This is a genomic window from Fertoeibacter niger (assembly GCF_009380135.2).
GTDB lineage: Bacteria > Pseudomonadota > Alphaproteobacteria > Rhodobacterales > Rhodobacteraceae > Fertoeibacter > Fertoeibacter niger.
This window is the reverse complement of record NZ_WHUT02000016.1, coordinates 23,482-44,810: the sequence shown is the minus strand read 5'-3', so window position 1 is coordinate 44,810 and position 21,329 is coordinate 23,482. Positions and strand designations below refer to the sequence as shown.

The window sequence follows — 21,329 nt, the reverse complement described above, 5'->3', positions numbered from 1 at the left end:
GGACCCGGACAGCTGCAAGACGCCGCCCGCGATCCGAAGGACCGCGACCATTGCCAGCCCGCTTTCGTGCCGCAGCTGGCGGATCCCTGCGCCAGCGTCCTGGCCGGGCATGAGCGGCGCAGGAGGTGCGGCATCCGGCATCCGGCATGCGGGGGCCGGTTGAGGGTTGTGCTGGCGCGCGGCTGTCAGTATCGCTGCCACAGCCGCAGCGGCATGTTTCCCGAAAGGCCCTTGCCACCACACAGCGCCAGCCCGGTGATGCCGCATCCGCGCAGCAGACCCACCGGCCCGGCAGGACCGTTTCACAGCAACGCCCGTATTTTCAGAGCAAGAACCGTGCCAGACACCCCATATGATCTTTCGGACGTCTCCGCCGCCCGCCTGCCGGACGAGCTTTACGCCTGCCGTGTCGATCTGATGCTGACGGTGCATGACCTGGCCACCGCCAGCGCCCGCCTTGCGGCAATGCAGCACGAGATCATCACTTTGACCCGGCTGCTGGCCGAGGCGCAGGTGGAACGCACCGATCACGTCAAGGCACTGGCCGACACCGATCTGCTGGCATCCGCCGCCGCGCGGCAGCGCCAGCAGCTGGAGGCCCTGGGTGCCGAATTCGCCGCCCAGACCCGGCTGCTGGCGGCGGCCGAAGACCGCGCGCAGCGGGCCGAACAGGCGGCGCAGGATGCGACCGGCTGGTTGCGCGCGCTGGTGGCGCTGCTGGTGACGGGGCCCGACGGCACGGCACGGCCCGCGGCGGATCTGGCGCAGCTGGGCCGCCGCATGGTGGCCGCGGGGATCTTCGATCCGGACTGGTATCTGGCCACCAATGGCGATGTGAAGGCAGGCGGGGCCGAGCCTGCGCAGCATTTCCTGCTGCATGGGCTGGCCGAAGGCCGCCTGCCGCGCGCGGCCGCGCAGGCTGCCGCAGACAGGGCGGGGCCGGCCCATGGCTGACATCCGGCGCATGGCGGCGGCGCGCGCCGAACTGGAGGCCTCGGGCCTGTTCGATGCGGACTGGTATGCCGAAACCTATCCCGACGTGGCTTTCGCGGGCATGGACCCCGTGGATCATTTCCTGTGGCTGGGCCAGCGGCTGGGCCGCAGCCCCGGCCCCGGCTTTGATGCCGCCGCCTATCTGGCGCGCTATCACGACGTGGCCCGGTCGGCGATGGGCCCGGTGCTGCATTACATCCGCTACGGGCGCAAGGAGGGCCGGGTGGCCCAGCCGGTCCGGCTGTGGGAACCGGCGCTGCGCGACGATGTGCTGCGCCAGCCCCGCGTCACCCGCCTGCAGGGCCAGGTGCCGCGCGTGGCGGGGCAGCGCACGGTGCTGCTGTGCGCGCATGTGGTGGGCGACACGCTTTATGGCAGCGAGCGCAGCCTGTTCGACATGATCGACGGGCTGAGGGCCATCGGCTGCAATGTGATCGTGACCGTGCCGGTGAACCGCAACGCCGCCTATGTGGCGCTGCTGCAGACGCGCTGCGTGGCGGTGCTGGAGCTGGCCTATGGCTGGTGGCGCGCCGAGGTGCCGGTGGACGAGGCGCTGGTCGCGGCCTTCGCGCGCATCCTGGCGGATGAGCGTATCGACATCCTGCATGCCAACACCATCATGCTGCGCGAGCCGCTGATCGCGGCGCGCCGCCTGGGCCTGCCCGCCATCGTGCATGCGCGCGAGCTGATCCGCCACGATGCCGAGTTGCAGCAGATGATCGGCCTTGATGCGGCCAGCATCGTCACCGCCGTGTGGAGCCGCTGCGACCGCGTGATCGCCAATTCGCAGGCCACCGCCGATTGCTTTGCCATGCCGGGGCGGCGGCCGCATGTCGTCTACAACACCGCCGATCTGGCCACGCTGACCGCGCTGCCCGGCCCGCGCCTGGGCGGGCCGCTGCGGGTGGGGATGATCGGGTCGAACGTGCCCAAGAAGGGGCTGGCGGATTTTACCGCCGTGGCCGCCGCCGTGGCGGCCCGGGGATCGGGGCGCGGCGCGGAGGCGGAATTCGTGCTGATCGGCCCGCGCCACCAGCATACCGAGGCCGTGGAGGAGGCCGTGCGCAGCGGCACCCTGCCCGCATCGCTGCGCGTGGCAGGCTACCGCAACACGCCGGCCGAGGCGATGGCCGAGGTTGATCTGGTGCTGAGCCTGTCGCAGTTCCAGGAATCCTTCGGGCGCACCGTGCTGGAGGCGATGGCCGCCGCCCGCCCGGTGATCGTCTATGACCACGGCGCCCCGCCCGAACTGCTGCGCGACGGCCAGACCGGCCATGTCGTGCCCTTTGGCGATACCGCCGCCGTGGCCGAGCGGATCTGCGCGCTGGCCGCCGACCGCAAGGCGCTCTTGGTGATGGGGCTGAAGGCGCGCGACCATGCCGCCGCCGCCTTCGGGGCTGCCGCCTATGCGCAGGCGATGGGCGCCGCCTATGCCGGCCTGCTGGAGGACAGCCCCCGCCCCGCGCCGCAGCCGATGACCCTGCGCGCCCGCGACCTGCCAGCGCGCATCGCGCGCAGCGACCTGAAGCTGGCCTATTTCTGCTGGCATTTCCCGGTGCCCTCGGAAACCTTCGTGCTGAACGAGCTGCGCCTGCTGCGCGCGCAGGGCATCGACGTGCGGGTGTTCTGCAAGGCCTCGCCCTACCCCGGTTTCACCCCCGATTTTCCCATCGAATGGGAACAGGTGAAAGACCCCGGCCATCTGGCGCAGCGCCTGCAGGAAACCGGGCGCGACGTGGTGCATGCGCATTTCGTCTATCCCACCGTCACCGACATGGTCTGGCCCGCGGCCGAACAGGCCCGCATCCCCTTTACCTGCATCGCCCATGCGCAGGACATCTTCCGCTATGCCAGTGCCAGCCGGAACCGGATCGACGAATTCGCCCGCTCGCCCTGGTGCCGGCAGATCTTCACCCTGTCGCAGTTCCACCGCCAGTATCTGATCGACCGCGGCGTGCCTGCGGACAGGATCACCATCAACTCCAACGCCATCGACCCCGACCTGTTCGCAGGCGGCAAGATCGCCGACCGCCCCGCACGCGCCGCGCGCCGCATCTGCGCCGTGTCGCGCTTTGCCGAAAAGAAGGGGCTGGATCTGCTGATCCGCGCGGGCAAGCTGCTGGAACCCGACGGGATCGGCATCGACATCCACGGCTATGGTCCGCTGGAAGACAGCTACCGCCGCCTCATCGCCGACGAGGCGATCGGCAATGTGGTGCTGCACGGCCCGGTGGCCACCCGCGAGGATCTGCTGGCGGTGTTCCGCAGCCATGACCTGTTCGCCTGCCCCTCGCTGCGCGCCGCCGACGGCGACATGGACGGCATTCCCACCACGCTGATGGAAAGCATGGCGGCGGGCCTGCCGGTGCTGACAACGCCGGTCGCGGGCATCCCCGATCTGGTGCAGGACGGGCTGACGGGCCTGTTGTGCGAGGCCACGCCCGACAGCATCGCCGCCGCCATCCGCGCCTTCTATGCGCTGGAGGCCGAGGCCGTGCAGGCGATGATCGCGGATGCCGAGGCGCAGCTGAGGCGCAACCACCATGGCGAGCGGCTGGTCGACACGCTGCTGCGCTTCTGGACGGGCGAGACCATCGACCTGATGATCGTGTCCTGGAACAACCTGAACCAGACGCGCGAGGTGATCCGCCGCCTTTATGCCAACACCGCCCTGCCCTTCCATCTGATCGTCTGCGACAACGGGTCAGATGCGCCCGCACTGGCGCATCTGCTGTCGGTCTACGGCGATCACGGCAACATGACGCTGATCCTGAACCGCGCGAATGCCTTTGTCGGGCCGGGCACCAACCTGTGCATGGCCCAGGGCACGTCTGATTACATGATCTATGTCTGCGGCAAGGAGGGCATGACCACCGCGCATGGCTGGGAAAAGCCCTTCGTCGCGCATATGGATGCCAACCCGCAGGTGGGCCAGGCGGGCACGCTGTGCTATTCGCCCAGCTACATGACCGGGCGCGACTACCCCGCCGGGGTGCGGCTGTTCGCCAAATTCCGCAACCCCGGCTTTGCCACCGGCAACCCCGACCGGCCCTTCCGCCATGTGCAGGGCGGGTTCTTCGTGATCCGCCGCGCGATGGTCGATGCCATCGGCGGCTTTTCCGACGCCGTGCCGCATGACTATACGGATGTGGAGTTTTCCTATCACGCCGAAAGCCATGGCTGGGCCCTGGGCGAGGTGCCGGGCCTGATGGCGCTGTTCAACAAGACCCGCCCCGAGCTGAAGAACCGGGTGGACGAGACCCATGCCGCCCTGCATCCGCCGCAGCTGGCCGATCTGCCCTGGCTGGACCGGATCGCGCGGCGCGAGGTGCGGCACTGCAACATCTGCGGCACGCAGGGCCCGGCCTTCCGGGGCGGCGATGCGCTGGCCGAATGCCCCGGCTGCGGATCGGATCCGCAGGCGCGGGCGCTGTTCCGCGCGCTGGCGGAATCGACGCAGCTTTACCGGCGGCTGCCGGCTCTGGGCGTGGGCCTGCCCGCCGCGCTGCGCGATTTCTGGACCGGCCAGTTTCAGGGCCCCGTTCTGGACAGGGCCGCGTTTCTGGACGCCTGCCGGGGCGGCAAGGCGCTGCCCAACGCAACGGGCAGGCTGCATCTGGCCGCGCTCTGCGGCGCCTTCGCCGCCCCGGACACACAGGCGGATGTGGCCGCAGAGGTGGCGCGGCTGTTGCGGCCGGGGGGTGTGCTTTATGTGCAGGATGCCACACCCCGCGCCCGGCTGGAGCCGCTGCTGGCCGCCGCAGGCTTCACCCATGACCGCCAGCTGCGCTACACCAGCGCGGTGATCCGCTTCGCGCGGTCCGGCATCGGCCGCTACATCCGCAACGGGGCCACGACGGCCCCCGATGTCCCCACCCCAAACCCCCAGGATTGAAGACGGGGCCGCGACACGGTATCGCTGCGCGCAGCCCCCCGCCTCAGCAGGACGGAACAACAGACATGAAGAACCCCTACATCTCCGGCCTTTTCCCGTATATTTTCGACCCCGAGGAGAAAGATTCCGAAGGGCTGCTGAAGCTCTCGGGGCGCAACCTCGGCAATTTCATGTTCTGCTCCTCCGCGCGGCGCTTCATCCGCACCACCACGAAGACCGACCGGCAATCGGTGGATCTGGAGGTGGTGAAACGCGAATGCGACGGGATCGTCATTCTGGCCGCCAACTGGCTGCAACCGCGCAATGATTTCACCGGCCTTGCCGCGCGGATCGAAAAGGCCAATGTGCCGACGGTCATCCTGGGCCTGGGCGCGCAGTCGCATGACGGCAAGATCCCCGACCTGCATCCGGGGATGCTGCGTTTTCTCAAGGCCGTGTCGGAACGCTGCGTGTCGCTGTCGGTGCGCGGCACCTTCAGCGCCGAGGTGCTGGAGCATCACGGCATCACCAATGTGACCGTGACCGGCTGCCCCTCGCTGTTGTGGCACATGACGCACAGCGCCGCCGTCACCCGGCAGACGGCACCGGGGCAGATCGGCCGCATCTCGGTCAGCGGCACCCTGCCCGATCAGGTGAACCCCAAGGGCGACGACGCGCGCATGCGCCTGACGCGCTTCATCCTGAAACAGGCGCTGGAGGAGGGTTACGATTACGTCGCCCAGACCGAACTGCCGCTGATGCAGGCCCATCGCGGCGAACTGACCGATGCCCACACGGTGGAGCATGATTTCCTGCGCCATGTCTTCAGCCCTGCCGACGAGGCGCAGACGCAGGCCTATCTGGCCCGCCACATCCGCGTCTTCACCAATATTCCCGAATGGCTGGCCTATTGCGCCAACCAGGATTTCGTCATCGGCACCCGGCTGCACGGGGTGATTGCGGGCCTGCTGGCGGGCACGCCCTCGATGCTGATCACCCATGACACCCGCACCGAGGAGATGGCGCAATTCGCGGGGATTCCGGCGGTGCGCAGCACGGATCTGCTGGCCGCAGGCCGGATGGACATGGAGGCCCTGCTGGCGCGCGCGGATTTCGCCGCCTTCAACACGCGCCAGGTGGCCTATTTCCGCAACTTCATCCAGTTCCTGGATGCCAATGCCGTGCCGCACCGGCTCGGCGCGATCTGAGCGGCAGGCACCGGATCAGCGGGCGGCCAGCAGGCGCGCCGCCTCGGCGGCCAGCGGGTGGCCCGCGTGCCGGTCAAGAAAGGCGCGCAGGGGCCCGCTGCCAGCCGCCAGCCGCGCCGCGTCAAAGGCGCTGACCACATCGGCATCGGCCCCGGCCACCGCCTGCGCGATGCCCGGCGCGTCGGGCGTGGTGCGCAGGGTCAGGTGCAGGCGGGCATCGGGGGCATGCGGGCTGGCGGGGTTGCGCGCAAGGAACATGATCAGCGCCGCGTTGCTGTTCTGGCCCCGGGCCTGGTCATAGATCAGCCGCTCTGACGCGGCCCCGGTCAGACGCGGGGCCGGCAGCTCGTCGCTGCGCACTGCGCGCCCCTCGTCGGTCATGCCTGCCGCCATATCCCTGCGCTCCTGTGCTGTGGAATGCGTCTCGGGCAGGCAGCCCGGCAGCAGCAGGCACAGCGCCAGCAGCCCGGCCGATTCCCGCACCGCCCCCGCCCGTCGCCGCTTCGCCGCTTCCGGCATGGCCCATGCCCCCTGATTCCGGCTGCAATCTGCGGCATGGCCGCCCGGAAAGCTACCACCCGCAGCCGCCCTGCCCCCGATCCGGCAGAAAATGGCCGCCCGCAGGCGCATGAGGAAAAACAACCCTTGATTGCATAGGGCAGACCGTGGAAGATTCCAGAGGCTCTCGGCACTTTTCTTGCCGAAAGTTTCAATTTTTGCTAATCTTGCACACAAAGAGTCACCCCGTAGACTCTGGCAGACTTATTTTATGGAAAGAAATCAAAATGGCACACGATCTCGTTGATTCTCGTGAACGGCGTCTTTCTTTGCTTGAGGCCCTGTTCGGAACAGACGGTGCAGCCCCCGAAACCGCGCCCGAAACCACCGCAGTCGCCGCCGACGCCCAGGCAGACGGCAGCCTGCCGCCCGAGGATACCGTCGAAGCGGAGCTCGTGCCCGAAAACGCCCCGCCGGGAATGTTGCCGGAGATGGCCGCAACATCGGCCCCCGCCTACAGCTGGACCCTGGCCTCCGACCGGGATGAGCAGGTCGCACAGGGTTTCACCCTTGCCAGCTGGACGGCGCTTGTGACCGACCGGCCGGAGGATCGCCTTGGCGAGGGCGTGCGGCTGATGGCCGTGCCGTCCTTCGCCGCGTTCAGCACGCAATCCGACAATCCCTTTGCCGGCGAAGACACTTCGGTCAGCACCACCTTTGACCAGCCCATCCGCTGCACCTGCCCGTTCTGCGGCGGGTCTACAGTGGACCCGGCGCTGGATCCGGTCGCAGCCGCCGGCGCGGGCCCCACCACCGGCCCGGTTGAAAACGGTTCGGGCGCGACCACGGTCGCCGTGGTTGCATCGGGCAATCAGGGCATCGACGGCCTGCTGGCCGGCATCCGCTGGGCGAACGCGGCGATCACCTATTCCGACCCCGACAGCGTGGCCGATTACCAGCCCAGCCACCCGGAAGCCTTTTCCAACTTCCAGCAGATCAATGCCCAGCAACTGCTTGCGGCGCATTTTGCGCTGAATGATTTCACCTATACCCAGTCGCCCAGTGCGGGCGGATTTTCGGTCGAAGGCTTCACCGGGCTGGGCATCGACTATGCGGGCTCCGGTTCGGGCGCGGGCACGCTGCGGCTGGCCAACACCTCGAACCCCAGCACCGCCTATGCCTATTACCCCAACAACGGCGTGTTCGGCGGTGATTCCTTCTACGGCGGCTCGGGCCGCTCGCCCGTCATGGGCAATTACGACTGGCACACCGTGCTGCACGAGCTGGGCCATGCCCTGGGCCTGAAGCATGGCCAGGAAACCAACGTCTTCGGCGCGATGCCCGCGAATCTCGATTCGATGGAATTCTCGGTGATGACCTACCGCTCGTATGTCGGCTCGCCGCTGAGCGGCTATACGAACGAACAGTTCGGTTACGCCCAGACCTACATGATGTATGACATCGCGGCGCTGCAATACATGTATGGCGCGGATTTCACCGCCAATTCCGGCAACACGACCTACACCTGGAACCCGCTGAACGGCAACACGGTGATCAACGGCACGACCGCCATCACACCCGGCGGCAACCGGATCTTCCTGACGATCTGGGATGGCGGCGGCACCGACACCTATGATCTCAGCGCCTATTCCACCAACCTGACGGTGGATCTGAACCCCGGCGGCCATTCGACCTTCTCGACCACGCAGCTGGCCGACCTCAACCAGTTCTCCGCCGGGTTCGAGGCGCGCGGCAACGTGTTCAACGCGCTGCTGTTCCAGGGCAACCTCGCCTCGCTGATCGAAAACGCCATCGGCGGGTCGGGCAATGACCTGATGACCGGCAACCAGGCCAACAACGTGCTGACCGGCAACAACGGCAATGACACGCTGAACGGCCTGACCGGCGCCGACACGCTTTATGGCGGGGCGGGTAACGACCTGTTCATCGACACGGATGCCATCAACTTTGACGCGATGTATGGCGGGTCGGGCGTCGACACCGCCGATTTCTCGGGCAACCTGTTCAGCAACGACCGGATCATCTATGACCTGGCCGCCGGGCTCGTCAGCGTGGTGAACCCGGCGGGCAACACCCAGATCATCAACGGTGTGGAAAACCTGATCACCTCCAACGCCGCCGAAACCCTGATCGGCGACGATGCCGCCAACACCTTCACCGCCAATGGCGGCAATGATTTTCTGGTCGGCGGCGGCGGGCAGGACACGCTCTTTGGCGGCGACGGCAATGACACGATCGAGGGCGGCTTCACCACCGACGATGTCTATGGCGGGGTCGGCGACGACCTGCTGCGCGTGCTGCAAGGCCAGTTCTATGACAACGTCTATGGCGGGTCGGGCACCGACACGCTGGACCATTCGGCCTCGGACTACTCCGGCACCGTCTTTGATTTCGAGGCGGGCACCATCACCGGCACCGGGATCAATGACGCGTCAGCAGCCCTGTCCAGCATCGAGATCTATTTCGACGGCACCGGCAGCAACACCATCGTCTCGGACGGAAACGGCAACACCTATTACGGTGGCGGCGGCGATGACACGATGGTGGCCACTTCGGGCGGCGAGACGATGTATGGCGGCACGGGCATCGACCTGCTGGATCTGAGCGTGGGCGATTTCGTCTACACCTTCGACATGGCCACCGGCCTTGCCACGCAATACCCCGGAGAGCTGTTCCTCGGCTTCGAGAATGTGGTGCTGGGCGGGGCCAATGACACCGTGACCGGCGACAGCGGTGCCAACCGGATCGACGGCGGCGCGGGCGATGATGTGCTGTTCGGCGGCCGCGGCACCGACACCATGCTGGGCGGCGCGGGCAATGACACGATCAGCGTCCTGTCGGGCGACGGGCTGGACGATGCCGATGGCGGCAGCGGCGTGGACACGCTGGATTACTCGGATGTCGGCTCGGCGGTCATCAGCTTCAACATGATTTCCGGCACGTTCGACTTCAACGCCAACCTGCGCACGGTGACGAATTTCGAGAATTACATCGACACCGACGGCGCGGGCACCATCACCGGCACCACCGGCGCCAACGTGATCGACGCGCGCGGCGGGGCCGACAGCGTGAACGGCGGCGCGGGCAATGACACGATCTATGGCGGGGCGGGCGATGACACGATCCGCGGCAGCATTGGCGCGGATGACCTTTATGGCGGGTCGGGCATCGACACGCTGAGCTACAGCACCGCTTCGGCGGCGGTTGCGGTCAGCCTTGCGGACGGAACCGGCACAGCGGGCGAGGCTCTGGGCGATACCTTCTCCAGCTTCGAGAATGTCTTTGGCGGGTCGTTCAACGACAGCCTGACCGGCGACAGCGGGGCCAACGAACTGCGCGGCGGCGCGGGCGATGACAGCCTGCTGGGCGAAGGCGGCAATGACACCATCCTGGGCCAGGATGGCAATGACACGATCCGCGGCGGTGCCGGCGCGGATTCGCTGGTGGGCGGCTCGGGCATCGACTCGCTGCTTTACAACTCGTCGCTGCTGGCGGTGAACGTGAACCTGACGCTGAACACCGCCGTCGGCGGCGATGCCGATGGCGACATCATCAGCGGCTTTGAAAACGTCTTCGGCGGCGGGGCCAATGACACGCTGACCGGTTCGGCCGGGGCCAACGAGATCCGCGGCGGCGCGGGCAATGACAGCCTGTCGGGCGAGGGCGGCAATGACACGCTGACCGGCGGCGACGGCAATGACACGATCCGCGGCGGCACCGGCGCGGATGAGCTGATCGGCAGCGGCGGCATCGACACGCTGACCTACAACACCTCGGTGGCCGGGGTGGCGGTGAACATCGGGCTGAACACCGCCTCGGGCGGCGATGCGGCCGGCGACATCATCAGCGGCTTTGAAAATGTCTTCGGCGGGGGCGGCAACGACACGCTGACCGGCTCGGCCGGGGCCAACGAGATCCGCGGTGGCTTGGGCAATGACAGCCTGTCGGGCGAGAACGGCAATGACACCATCCTGGGCCAGGACGGCAATGACACGATCCGCGGCGGCGCGGGCGCGGATTCGCTGGTGGGCGGCAACGGCACCGACACGCTGACCTACAACACCTCGGTGGCGGGGGTGAACGTGAACATCGGCACCAACGTGGCGTCGGGCGGCGATGCCAACGGCGACATCATCAGCGGTTTCGAGAATGTCTTCGGCGGGGGCGGCAATGACACGCTGACCGGCTCCGGCGCGGCCAACGAGATCCGCGGCGGCGCCGGCAATGACAACCTGCTGGGCGAGAACGGCAATGACACGCTGTTCGGCCAGGATGGCAATGACATTCTGCGCGGCGGTGCGGGCGCGGATTCGCTGGTTGGTGGCGGCGGCAACGACACGCTGATCGGCGATACGGGCAATGACACGCTGACCGGCAACAGCGGTGCGGATGTGTTCCTGTTCAACCTCGCCTGGGAAGATGACCGGATCACCGATTTCGAGCTTGGCATCGACACCGTCCGCATCCAGGGCGGGTTCGACTCAAGCGACATCACCTTCTCGACGGTGGCGGGCAATGCGCTGGCCACGCTGATCACGGGTGACAGCATCCTGTTCATCGGGCGCACTGTCGCGCAGCTGAACAGCTTTGCCGATTTCGACTTCGTCTGATCCGGCACCACGGCAATGCCGAAGGGCCGCCCTGCGGGGCGGCCCTTTGCATGTCTGCGCGAAGGCGGCGGCAGCCCCGGTCAGCCTGCGGCGCGGTATTCGCGCAGCGCCGCCGCCAGGCGGTTGCCGCAATCGGCCAGAGCGGCCTGCGCGGGCGCGGGCAGTTCGGCCGGAACCGCAGCCGTGCGGGCGGCGGCATGTGCCTTGTCGCGGCTTTCCGTCAGCGCCGCCACGAAACAGGGATCATCGGCAAAGAAGGCCGCATCAATCGCCTGCGCATCCTCGAGGCAGGCGTCATGGGTCAGATCTGCCGCAGCGGGCGACAGGCGCAGCGGCGGGTCATCCGGCAGCAACCGGATCAGCGTCTCGCGCAGCGGGCCCAGAAAGCGGCGTTCCAGCACGGCGGCGGGCAGCGCATCGGGTGTCTTTTCCAGCCCCGCCGCCACGCAAAGCCGGCGCACGGCCTCCAGCGCCTGCATGCCGGGGTTGGTGTTTTCCAGGGTGATCTGCGGTTTCGTCGCAACCAGCGCCGGATCAAGCCGCAGCACCCCGATCAGGAAATCATCCAGCACATCCTGGCGCAGCAGCCGGTCGCGGCGGTAGGCCCGCACCTCCAGCCGGTCGCCGAAATGGTCGCGCCAGCGCTGCAACCGCTGGAATGGCTGGCCCAGGCGGCCACGCGCGCTGCGGGCGGCAAACACCTCCAGCGGGCGGAAATACTTGCCGGTCTTCACATTCTGCGCATAGCTGGCGCAGATCCGGTCGATATGGCTGCGCAGATAGCAGACCATCTGCACCTGGGTGCCCGCAGGCAGATGGCTGGCGATATCCGCGGCCATCCGCGCGGGATCGGCGCTTTCAAACCCTTCGCTCGACACCACGACCAGCGGCGCGGCGGTCTCGGCGATCTCGCGGCCCAGATCGGCCCAGTTGCCCAGATCGGGGTTGAAGCGCGCATCGCCACAGGTCTGATGCGCCAGGTTGACATGGTTGATGCGCTGTTCGCGCCAGCGCCCGGCGCGCGGATAATGCGGTATGCCCGGCAGCGGCTGCCCGTCCTCGCCCAGCCAGTCTGTGAACAGCCGTTGCAGGCTGGTGGTGCCGGTCTTGCGGTCACCGATGTGAAACACCACGCGCGTCATCATCTTCCCTGTTGTTCCGGGGTTTCCCGGTTATGCGGGACCGGAGCCGGACCCGGGCTCAGATCAGCTTGCTCTGGTCGAAGAATGTCTGGAACAGTTCGGCAAAGCCATCCTGCGGCTGCATCTTGCGGTTGCCGATCAGCGGAATGGCAAGGAAATGTGGCCTTGCCGCATCGGGCAGGCAGGCGGCGAGATAGCGTTCCGCCGCCCCGGCCATGATCACCTGCGGGCCCACCGCGCGCACCAGTTCGTAATGGAAGAAGGCCGAGCGGCAGAACACGATGCGGCGGAACCGCCAGGCCAGCTGCGGCAGGAGCTGCCGGAAAAAGCTGTCGCCGAAGATCAGCAGGGTCTGGTCGGTCTCGGCCTCGGGGCTGTCGACCAGCGACAGCACGCCATTGTTGCGCTGCAGCCCGTTGGTGCGGATCGTGACCGGTTTCAGCGGTGGCAGTTCGCGGATCTTTTCCTTGCGGGGCGGGTCGAACTTGCGGCCCAGATCGCCCGCCTGCGCCTTGCCTTCGGTCAGCGCCGCCATCGCCTCTGCCCGGTAGGCATCCGCCGCCGGCAGGTCCAGCCGCTGCAGGATGGCATGGGTGATCGCAATGGCCCCGGTGTCGGAGTAATGCGTGTCGGTGCGCAGAAAACAGGCATCCTGCCCGTCGACCGCCGCCAGCGGATAGATCACGGGTGCCGTGGCCGACCACAGCGGGCTGGCCTGATAGCGGTCCAGATAGAGCGAGCCGAAATCGCCCAGTTCACGCAGCTTGGCGCGCAGCGCATGCACCTTGTCGGGAAAGATCCACATCGAAAAATCAATGCCCGCATCCCGGCAATAGCTGGCGCGATCCTGCAGATTGCCGAAAAACGCGGTGACAGAGGCGGCATCAGGACGTTTGCTGCCCGTGAAATAGGCGCCCACGTCATGATCACCGCCGGTCAGGAACAGGAAGCCGTCGTCGGTTTCAAATATCTTGTCGTGGTCCGTCATATGCCGTTGTGAACCCATCTGGCCGGGCAAGGCGCAGACCCGGAGCGTCGCGCAAGCTAGGCCCGCAGGCCCGGTTTGGCAAGCGATCCCTGCCCTGCCCCGCCCCGGAAGAACGCCTAAAAAAGCATCACCGCCTGCGCGTGGGGCCGAAGAACCATGCTCTTGCTTGAAACGGCCGCAGGCATCCCCTATAGCCAGCAGCGTTGCTTGTAGCGCGTATATTCATGCCGATTCAAAATACTCTGACATCAGGGTGAGCGGCCATTTTTCCCTGGGGTGAGACGATGCAGAACCGGAGCGACCGGGCCAAGACCAGCAAGCCGCAACGCATCGGGATTCTGGTTCTGGGCATGCACCGCGCTGGCACCAGCTGCACGACGCGGCTGCTGAGCCTGCTGGGGGCAGACCTTCCGGCCACCCTGATCGGCGCAAGCCAGCACAACCAGAGCGGCTATTGGGAATCGCGCACCGTGCGCGCCTTCAACGACCGCCTGCTGGCCTCGGCGGGCAGCCGCTGGAACGACTGGCGGGCGGTGAACGCAGGCTGGCTCGACTCGGCCAAGGCGCAGGAATTCAAGGATGAGGCGGCAGACCTGCTGCAGGCCGAAATCGGCAGCTCGCGGTTTTTCGTGCTGAAAGACCCGCGCATCTGCCGTCTGGCCCCGTTCTGGTTCGACGTGCTGGAAGCGGCGGATGTCACGCCGCATGTGGTCTGCGTGCTGCGCAACCCGCTGGAGGTGGCCGCCTCGCTGGCCGCGCGCAACGGTTTTGCGCCCGAATTCGCGCATCTGCTGTGGCTGCGTCACATGCTGGATGCCGAGGCGCTGTCGCGCGGGCGGCCACGCGCCTTTGTCAGCTATGACCGGCTGCTGCGCGGCTGGGGCCGGGTCGTCAACCGCGCGGGCGAGGCGCTTGGCCTGTCCTGGCCGCGCGGGCCCGAACAGATCGCCGAAGATGTCGCGGGCTTTCTGTCGGACGAAAAGCGCCACCATCAGCATGCGCTGGAGGATGTGGTGGAAAACCCGCTGCTGCCCGCCTGGCTGCGCGACACCTACCGCATTCTGGACACATGGTCGGCCGGGGGCGAGAACCCGGATGATTACCCCGCCCTCGACGCGATCCGCACCGAGATGGGCGCAACCGGGCTGGCCTTTGCGCAGCTGATCACGCTGGGCCAGAAGGCCGCCGAGGATCTGCGCGGCCGCGACGAGGTGATCGGCAAGCTGACCGCCGCCGGGCAGGAGGCCAAGGACCGCACCGCCACGCTGGAGGCCGAACTGGCCGCCCTGGCCGAGAAGATGGAGGAAGGCCGCATCAAGCGGCTGCGCCTGTCCAGCGACCAGGAGGAGGCCACGCGCGAGGCGGCACGGCTGCGTGCCGAGCTGGCGCAGGCCGAGGCCGATCTGGCCGCCGCCCGCAGCGCCGCCAGTGCTGCCGAAACCGCCGCCGCACAGCGGCTGGAATCGGTGGCCGCCGCCGCCCGCACCCGCCTTGCCACGGCCGAAACCGCCCTGACAGCCACCCGGGCCGAACTGGCCGAAGCCACAGAGGCCGCAGCGGCGCTGCGCGCGGATCACACCGCACAAGCCGCCTCACTGGCGGCAGCCGAGGCCGAAGCCGCCACGCTGGCCGCAGCCCTGGCCGAGGCCGAGGCCGCACGTTCCGCTCTGGCCGAGGCCGACGAGATCAAGGCACGCCGCATCGGCGAGCTGAAGGCCTCACGCAACACCGCCGAAGCCAATGTGACCCGGCTCAATCAGGCGTTGGGGGCCGAGACCGCCGCCCGCAGCGCCGCCGAGGCCGGGGCCGCAGAACTGGCCAAGGCCGCCGAGGCCGAAGCCGCCCGCCTGACCGCCGCGCTGGAGGCCGAGACCGCCGCCCGCAGCGCCGCCGAGGCCGGGGCCGCAGAACTGGCCGAAGCCGCCGAGGCCGAAGCCGCCCGCCTGACCGCCGCACTGGAGGCCGAAGCCGCTGCCCGCAGCGCCGCCGAGGCCGCAGCCGCAACTCTGGCAAAAGCCGCCGAGGCCGAAGCCGCACGCCTGACCGCCGCGCTGGAGGCCGAAGCCGCCGCCCGCAGCGCCGCCGAGGCCGCAGCCGCAGAACTGGCAAAAGCCGCCGAGGCCGAAGCCGCCCGCCTGACCGCCGCGCTGGAGGCCGAGACCGCCGCCCGCAGCGCCGCCGAGGCCGCAGCCGCAACTCTGGCCGAAGCCGCCGAGGCCGAAGCCGCCCGCCTGAGCGCCGCGCTGGAGGCCGAGACCGCCGCCCGCAGCGCCGCCGACACCCGCGCCATGGCGCTGGCCGAGGCCGATGCCGCCAAGGCCGCCCGGATTGATGCCCTGCACGCCACACAGGAGGCCACCGAGGCCGAGGCGGCTGCCTTGCGCGACCAGCTGCGCGAAACCGAAAACGCCCTGTCGCAACGCCGCGCGGAAACCGAGGATGCCAACCGCGCCCTGGAAAAGGCACTGGCCGAACTGGATCAGGCCGCACGGCGGCATGCCGAACAGACACGCCGCCAGAACGAGGCCGAGGCGGCCCTGCATGATGCCAGGGCGAGCATGGCCAAACTTCAGCAGGCCCATGCGGCGGCCGTGGCCACTGGCAAGGTGCATGAACAGGTGGCCGCCCGCATCGAGGCGCAGTTGCAGCCGCTGATCCGCGAGATGCAGGACCATGCGCGCCAGCATGCCGAGACCGAAGCCGGGCTGCGGGCCGAAAAGACCATGCTGCAGCGCGAAACCGCGCTGCTGGCGGAATCGCACGAGGCCCGCCTCAACGATGCCGTGCAGTTGACCGATCTGCTGCGGCTTGCAGAACAGGACCAGCAGGCGGCAAGGGCCAGCCTGCTGGACACCACCGGCCGCCTGACAGAGCTTGAGGCCGAGCTGGCCGCGCAGCAAAAGGCACGCGCCGAACTGGAAACGGCGTTGCAGGCGGCAAGGACCGGGCAGGCCAGGCTCACGGCGATGGAGGCCGAACTGGCCGCGCAGAACAAGGCGCGCGCCGAACTGGAAACGGCGCTGCGCGCCGCCGAGGCCGAGCAGACCCGGCTGGCCGAGCGCAATGCACAGATCGAGGCGGCGGCACGGCGGCAGGCGGCGGCAGAGACCGGGCTCGCGGCCGAATTGCAGGCCGAGCGCGCCCGCGCCGAAGCCGTCGGGGCCGCACATGCCGCCGCACTGGCCGAGGCCGCCCGGCGGCTGGCCGAGGCCGAGGCGGCGCTGGCCGGCCAGAGCCACGCCCAGACCGAACAGGGCAAACAGACCGAACAGGGCAAACAGCAGGCCGCCGAGGCTGACCGGACCGAGGCCGACCGCCAGTATATCCGCGAGGCGCTGGCCAGCAGGGGCCGGGGCCGCTTCCTGACCAAGGGCGCACGGCTGCGCCGCCAGATGGCCGCGCTGCGCGCGACGGGCCTTTTCGATGCCGAATGGTATCTGAAGGTCAACACCGATGTGGCCGAAGCGGGTGCCGACCCCGTGCGGCATTTCGTGCTTTACGGCCTCGCCGAGGGCCGGGCCCCCAATCCGGGCAACATCAGGAGGTCATGATGGCAGTTTCTACCGGCAGTTCTTCCAGGCCACTGCTGGCGCCACGCACCGCGATCGAGGATGTCCGCCGGTGCGACCTGTTCGATGCCTCCTGGTATATGGCGCAATATCCCGATGTGGCGCGGCTGGGCATGGATCCTGCCGAACACTATCTGTGGCTGGGGGCGCGGCTGGGGCGCGACCCCTCGCCCGCCTTCGACAGCAAGGCCTATCTGAAGCTGAACCCCGATGTGGCGCGGGTGGGCATGAACCCCTTGCTGCATTACCTGCGCCACGGCTTGCACGAGGGCCGCTGGGTGGTGCCGGTGCAGAAATCCGACGTGCCGCCGCGCGGCAAGCCGGTGCTGAACTGGGTGATGAACCCCGACAACGTGGGCTGGGCCTATGGCAACAACGCCCGCATGCTGGCCCCGCATCTGCCGGAATTCGAGCATGTCATCGACGGCACCGAACCGGGCGCGGATCTGGCGCTGTATTTCGACATCAAGATCTTCAAGATGCGCGGCGTGCTGGGCCAGCGCAATGTGCTGCGCGTGGGCGGCCCGCGCCCGATCGAACTGGCCTATGGCGACGATTTCGCGCGGCTGCGCGCCGATCTGTCGGTGTTCGATTCCGTGATCGTGCTGAACGGCCAGTTGCAGGATCTGCTGTCGCCGCTGCATGCCAATGTGCATCTGATCCCCAATGCGCTGGATCTGGACGATTGGGCCATCTGCGATCCGCGCAGCGGCGACAGCTTCACCGTGGGCTTTGCGGGCAACCTGACCACCAGCAAGGAACGCAAGATCAAGGGCTATGATTTCGTCGAGGATGCCTGCAAGGCGCTGGACCTGCCGCTGCTGCATTTCGGCAAGGGTGCGGGCCAGATCGCCCGCGAGGACATGCGCGCCAAGTTCTACAGCCAGATCGACTGTCTGGTGCATCCGGTGGCCCCCGGCAAGGAAGGCTGTTCCAACGTCATCATGGAGGCGCTGGCGCTTGGCGTGCCGGTCATCACCACGCGCGATGCGGGCTTTCATGCCGAACGCATCCCCGATGGCGAGGGCATCCTGTATTGCAAGCGCGACCAGCATGACATCGCCCGCCAGATCGAGCGGCTGCGCGACACGCCCGGGCTGGCCGCCACGATGCGCGCCGCCGCCCGGCGCTTTGCCGAAAACTACCACAATGTGCGCCGCACGGCCCCGCTTTACCGCCGCGCCTTCACCCCGCGCAATGCCGCCACCCAGGCCCCGCCCCGGGTGCATTTCGTGCCGTTCTGGGAACCGGCCGCCGATTTCGCCTCGTCCCGGCTGCGCTGCGCGCAACCCGTGAAGCTGCTGGCGGGCAGCGCCCAGATGCATGCGGCCCTTGGCTTTGCCCCCGAGGCCGAGGTGGTGATCGTGTCGCAGCTGGCGTCGGATGCGACCTATGACGCGCTGATGGCCAATCCGCAGATCACCGTGATCTATGATGTGTGCGACCGCTATTACGACGATGACCGCCAGGTGGGCGGGGTGCATGCCAAGACCCGCTTCTTCCAGCTGGCAGAGCGCGCCACGGTCATCATCGCCTCGACCGTGGCGCTGAAGCGCGAGATCACGGCCCTGGGCCTGGCGCGGCCCGTGGTCTGCATCCAGGACGGCATCGACTATCTGGGCCAGCGCGATGCCAGCCCCTCGCCCGCCGACGGGCCGGTGGTCTGGTATGGCAATGCCGGGCGCAACAATTTCGAATCCGCCCGCTGGATGATCGACCATGTGATGCAGAACACCGAGCGCGGCATGCGCCTGATCACGCGCAAGCGGCATTTCAACCATGTCGCCAAGACCGAGAACAAACCCGAATACGCCGCCTATGGCGATGTGGCGGTTGACTGGGCCTATGACAGTTTCGTGGCCGACCTGCGCGCCTGCAGCATCTGCCTGCTGTCGCACAGCCCCGAGGAAAACACCAAAAGCCCGAACCGCCTGATCACCGCCATCGCCAATGGCGTGCCGGTGATCGTGACCTCGGCCCCCAGCTGCGAGGCGCTGCTGCGCGCGGGCGGCATGGATTATGCCATCGTGCGCGACAAGGCGGGGCTGGACCGCGCCATGACCGCGCTGTCGGCCCCTGCCGAGCGCCAGCGCTATCTGCAAAAGATGCAGGGCGTGATCGAACGGCGCTTTGGCGATGTGGCGATCCGCGAACAATATGAGGCGCTGCTGCGCCACCACGTCGTCACCGGGCCAGGCCGCGCGGTGACACGGCGGCTGAAGGTGATGTTCGTGTCGCACAACATGAATGTCGGCGAAGGCGCGCCGACCAGCCTGATGCAGACCGTGCTGGGGCTGAAGGCGCATTACGACATCGACCCGGTGGTGTTCTCGGTGATGCCCGGCGCGCTGGAGGAGGAATACCGCCGTGCGGGCATCGAGGTGATCGTGCCCGATTTCGGCGCGCGCAGCCGTCTGGCCGCCAATATCATCGCGCGCACGCATGAGAAACTGGGCGAACGCTTCCGCGAGGATGTGCGCGCGCAGGGCATCGACGTGGTGGTGGTGAACACCGCCACCTGCCTGTGGTTTGCCAAGCTGGCCGAGGACATGGGCGTGCCGACGCTGGCGATGATCCGCGAAAGCAGCCAGGAGCATGTGAATTTCACCTTCGGCCCCGAACTGGTGATGGAGGCCTGCCGCGCCGGGCTGGAACAGACCGGCAAAGCGATCTTCGTTTCGGAACACACGCGCGAATTGTGGCGTGGGCATCACGGGCTGCAACGCACGGCCCTGATCCCCAACGGCATTGATCTGGCGCATTTCGACACGGTGCGCGCGATGGACAAGGCCGCGCTGCGCGCCTCGCTGGGCCAGCCGGCCGACGGGGTGCTGCTGGTCTCGGTGGGCTCGATCAACGCGCGCAAGGCGCAGGCCGATATCCTCGAGGCCATCGCCGCCCTGCCCGAGGATCTGCACGGCACGCTGCGCCTGGCGCTGGTGGGGGCCAAGCCGTCGGAATATCTGGACCAGATCAAGGCCCGGATCGCCACCCTGCCCAGTCTGGCGGGCCGCGTGCATATCGAGCCCGAAACCCATGACGTGGCGCTGTGGTACCGCGCCGCCGATGCCTTTGTCTTTGCGTCAAAGAACGAAAGCTATCCGCGGGTGATCGTGGAGGCGATGTCTTTCGGGCTGCCGATCGTCAGTTCCGCCGTGTTCGGCACGCAGGAACAGATTGTCGATGGCGAAAGCGGGCTGCTTTACCCACCCGGCGACATCGCGCATCTGACGCGGCACCTGCACCGCCTGCTGACCGATGGGCGCGCCCGGGCTGCCCTGGCTGAAAGCGCGGCCACCCGGTTCTGGGAACTTGTCACCTACCGGGAAATGGTGCATCAGTATTTTGTGCTCATCCGGCAGGCAGTTGCCGAAAAGTCGGGTGAACCTGCACGGCCCGTCACGCATGAAGGTACTGTTGCTGCATGAAAAAACTGTATCTTCACATCGGGTTGCAGAAAACCGGCACCTCGACCATCCAGATGTATTTCATGGCGCCGCAGGGCCCGCTGAAGGCCGCCAAGATCGATTACCTGCGCGAGGCCTTCGCCCCGCGGCACGCCCATCACAATGCCGCCCTCGAGATGTCGCGCAACCGGCGCTATGACCCGGCGCTGCCGGGCATGGATGCGCTGCTGGCCGCGGCCCATGCCTCCAGGCGCGACAAGCTGTTTGTCAGCTCCGAAGATTTCAGCCTGCTGGGCCGCAATGACATCAAGGTGCTGGGGCAAAGGCTGGAGCCGTTCTCGGTCCAGCTGATCCTGTGCCTGCGCAACCAGCTGGAATGGTCTGAATCGCTGTTCGCCCAGGCCTGCAAGCGGGGCTATACCGGCAGTTTCACCACCTTTTCGGATCGTTTGCAGGCCGATGGCAAGCTGGATTTCCTGACGCTGATCCAGAACTGGATCGCGGTCTTCGGGCAGGACAACCTGTCGGTCATGATCTACGAGAACCATGCCGACATCAGCGATGCGCTGGCGGACCTTCTGGGTGTCACGGTCGATGCGCCCCCTGCCCGCAAGAACCAGTCGCTGAACGAACGTTTCGTCACCGCCAGCCAGATCATGGCAGAGCAATGCCAGAACGGCCAGCTGCGCCGCGGCGACGCGGTGATTCCGGCCGAGCTTCAGGCGCTGGTGGCGAAAAAGCTGCTGGCCCTGGGCGCGCAACATGCGCCCTTCGCAGGCAGCCCGGTGTTTCTGGATGCCGATGCGGCGCAGGCCTATCTGGACCGTTCGCGCGCGGTCAACACCGGCATCAGCCAGATCGTGCCGCTGCCCGAGGCGTATTTCACCCTTTCGCCCCGGCGCCGCGCCCCGAAAGCCCCCACGGCCGAAGACATGGAATGGCTGATGGACGGGCTGTTCGGCGATCCCGATATTCAGGCAAAGCTGGCCGGGGCGTAATCCCGCCCGGCGTGATTGCAT

Annotated in this window: 10 protein-coding genes; 7 read left to right on the top strand and 3 right to left on the bottom strand. The window is 67.6% G+C overall.

The annotated features are described in order from the left end of the window. Window positions 1-336: 336 nt before the first annotated feature. From GEU84_RS19210 to GEU84_RS19200, 3 genes are all read left to right on the top strand, one after another. Window positions 337-954: a hypothetical protein gene (locus GEU84_RS19210; RefSeq protein WP_152828519.1), complete on the top strand. Its 618-nt coding sequence runs from the start codon at window positions 337-339 to the stop codon at window positions 952-954. After that, window positions 947-4,888: a glycosyltransferase gene (locus tag GEU84_RS19205; protein WP_152828518.1), complete on the top strand. Its 3,942-nt coding sequence runs from the start codon at window positions 947-949 to the stop codon at window positions 4,886-4,888. The genes GEU84_RS19210 and GEU84_RS19205 overlap by 8 nt, the downstream gene beginning before the upstream one ends. Window positions 4,889-4,953: 65 nt before the next feature. Further along, window positions 4,954-6,075 (top strand): polysaccharide pyruvyl transferase family protein, encoded by a 1,122-nt coding sequence (locus GEU84_RS19200; protein ID WP_152828517.1) that lies wholly within the window; start codon window positions 4,954-4,956, stop codon window positions 6,073-6,075. A gap of 15 nt (window positions 6,076-6,090) precedes the next feature. On the opposite strand, the gene GEU84_RS19195 is transcribed toward GEU84_RS19200, so the two are convergent. Next, the gene (locus tag GEU84_RS19195; protein WP_152828516.1) at window positions 6,091-6,594 is read right to left on the bottom strand and encodes a hypothetical protein; all 504 of its coding nucleotides are present in this window, start codon (window positions 6,592-6,594) and stop codon (window positions 6,091-6,093) included. Between the two features lie 266 nt (window positions 6,595-6,860). Between GEU84_RS19195 and GEU84_RS21385 the strand changes: the two genes are divergently transcribed. Then, window positions 6,861-11,204 (top strand): M10 family metallopeptidase C-terminal domain-containing protein, encoded by a 4,344-nt coding sequence (locus GEU84_RS21385; RefSeq protein ID WP_152828515.1) that lies wholly within the window; start codon window positions 6,861-6,863, stop codon window positions 11,202-11,204. A gap of 80 nt (window positions 11,205-11,284) precedes the next feature. Here the strand turns inward: GEU84_RS21385 and GEU84_RS19185 are convergent, their stop codons facing one another. Continuing rightward, entirely contained in the window at window positions 11,285-12,349 is a 1,065-nt protein-coding gene (locus tag GEU84_RS19185) for a hypothetical protein (RefSeq protein ID WP_152828514.1), read from the bottom strand. Window positions 12,350-12,404: 55 nt separating this feature from the next. After that, the gene (locus GEU84_RS19180) at window positions 12,405-13,334 is read right to left on the bottom strand and encodes an alginate O-acetyltransferase AlgX-related protein (protein ID WP_152828513.1); all 930 of its coding nucleotides are present in this window, start codon (window positions 13,332-13,334) and stop codon (window positions 12,405-12,407) included. Window positions 13,335-13,618: 284 nt separating this feature from the next. On the opposite strand from GEU84_RS19180, the gene GEU84_RS19175 reads away from it, so the two are divergent. Genes GEU84_RS19175 through GEU84_RS19165 form a run of 3 tightly spaced genes read left to right on the top strand, consistent with a single transcriptional unit; the run spans window position 13,619 to window position 21,308 of the window. Beyond that, on the top strand, window positions 13,619-16,885 hold the full coding sequence (locus GEU84_RS19175; RefSeq protein WP_152828512.1) for a hypothetical protein: 3,267 nt from the start codon (window positions 13,619-13,621) through the stop codon (window positions 16,883-16,885). Continuing rightward, complete coding sequence (locus tag GEU84_RS19170; protein WP_152828511.1) at window positions 16,885-20,331, top strand: glycosyltransferase; 3,447 nt, start codon at window positions 16,885-16,887, stop codon at window positions 20,329-20,331. The genes GEU84_RS19175 and GEU84_RS19170 overlap by 1 nt, the downstream gene beginning before the upstream one ends. Beyond that, on the top strand, window positions 20,328-21,308 hold the full coding sequence (locus GEU84_RS19165; RefSeq protein ID WP_152828510.1) for a hypothetical protein: 981 nt from the start codon (window positions 20,328-20,330) through the stop codon (window positions 21,306-21,308). The genes GEU84_RS19170 and GEU84_RS19165 overlap by 4 nt, the downstream gene beginning before the upstream one ends. Window positions 21,309-21,329 lie beyond the last annotated feature (21 nt).

What these genes read in the sequence shown, in the direction of transcription:
- GEU84_RS19205 (WP_152828518.1), top strand. Translation starts at nt 947, where the DNA reads ATGGCTGACATCCGGCGCATGGCGGCGGCGCGCGCCGAACTGGAGGCC.
- GEU84_RS19200 (WP_152828517.1), top strand. Translation starts at nt 4,954, where the DNA reads ATGAAGAACCCCTACATCTCCGGCCTTTTCCCGTATATTTTCGACCCC.
- GEU84_RS19195 (WP_152828516.1), bottom strand. Translation starts at nt 6,594, where the DNA reads ATGCCGGAAGCGGCGAAGCGGCGACGGGCGGGGGCGGTGCGGGAATCG.
- GEU84_RS21385 (WP_152828515.1), top strand. Translation starts at nt 6,861, where the DNA reads ATGGCACACGATCTCGTTGATTCTCGTGAACGGCGTCTTTCTTTGCTT.
- GEU84_RS19185 (WP_152828514.1), bottom strand. Translation starts at nt 12,349, where the DNA reads ATGATGACGCGCGTGGTGTTTCACATCGGTGACCGCAAGACCGGCACC.
- GEU84_RS19180 (WP_152828513.1), bottom strand. Translation starts at nt 13,334, where the DNA reads ATGACGGACCACGACAAGATATTTGAAACCGACGACGGCTTCCTGTTC.
- GEU84_RS19175 (WP_152828512.1), top strand. Translation starts at nt 13,619, where the DNA reads ATGCAGAACCGGAGCGACCGGGCCAAGACCAGCAAGCCGCAACGCATC.
- GEU84_RS19170 (WP_152828511.1), top strand. Translation starts at nt 16,885, where the DNA reads ATGGCAGTTTCTACCGGCAGTTCTTCCAGGCCACTGCTGGCGCCACGC.
- GEU84_RS19165 (WP_152828510.1), top strand. Translation starts at nt 20,328, where the DNA reads ATGAAAAAACTGTATCTTCACATCGGGTTGCAGAAAACCGGCACCTCG.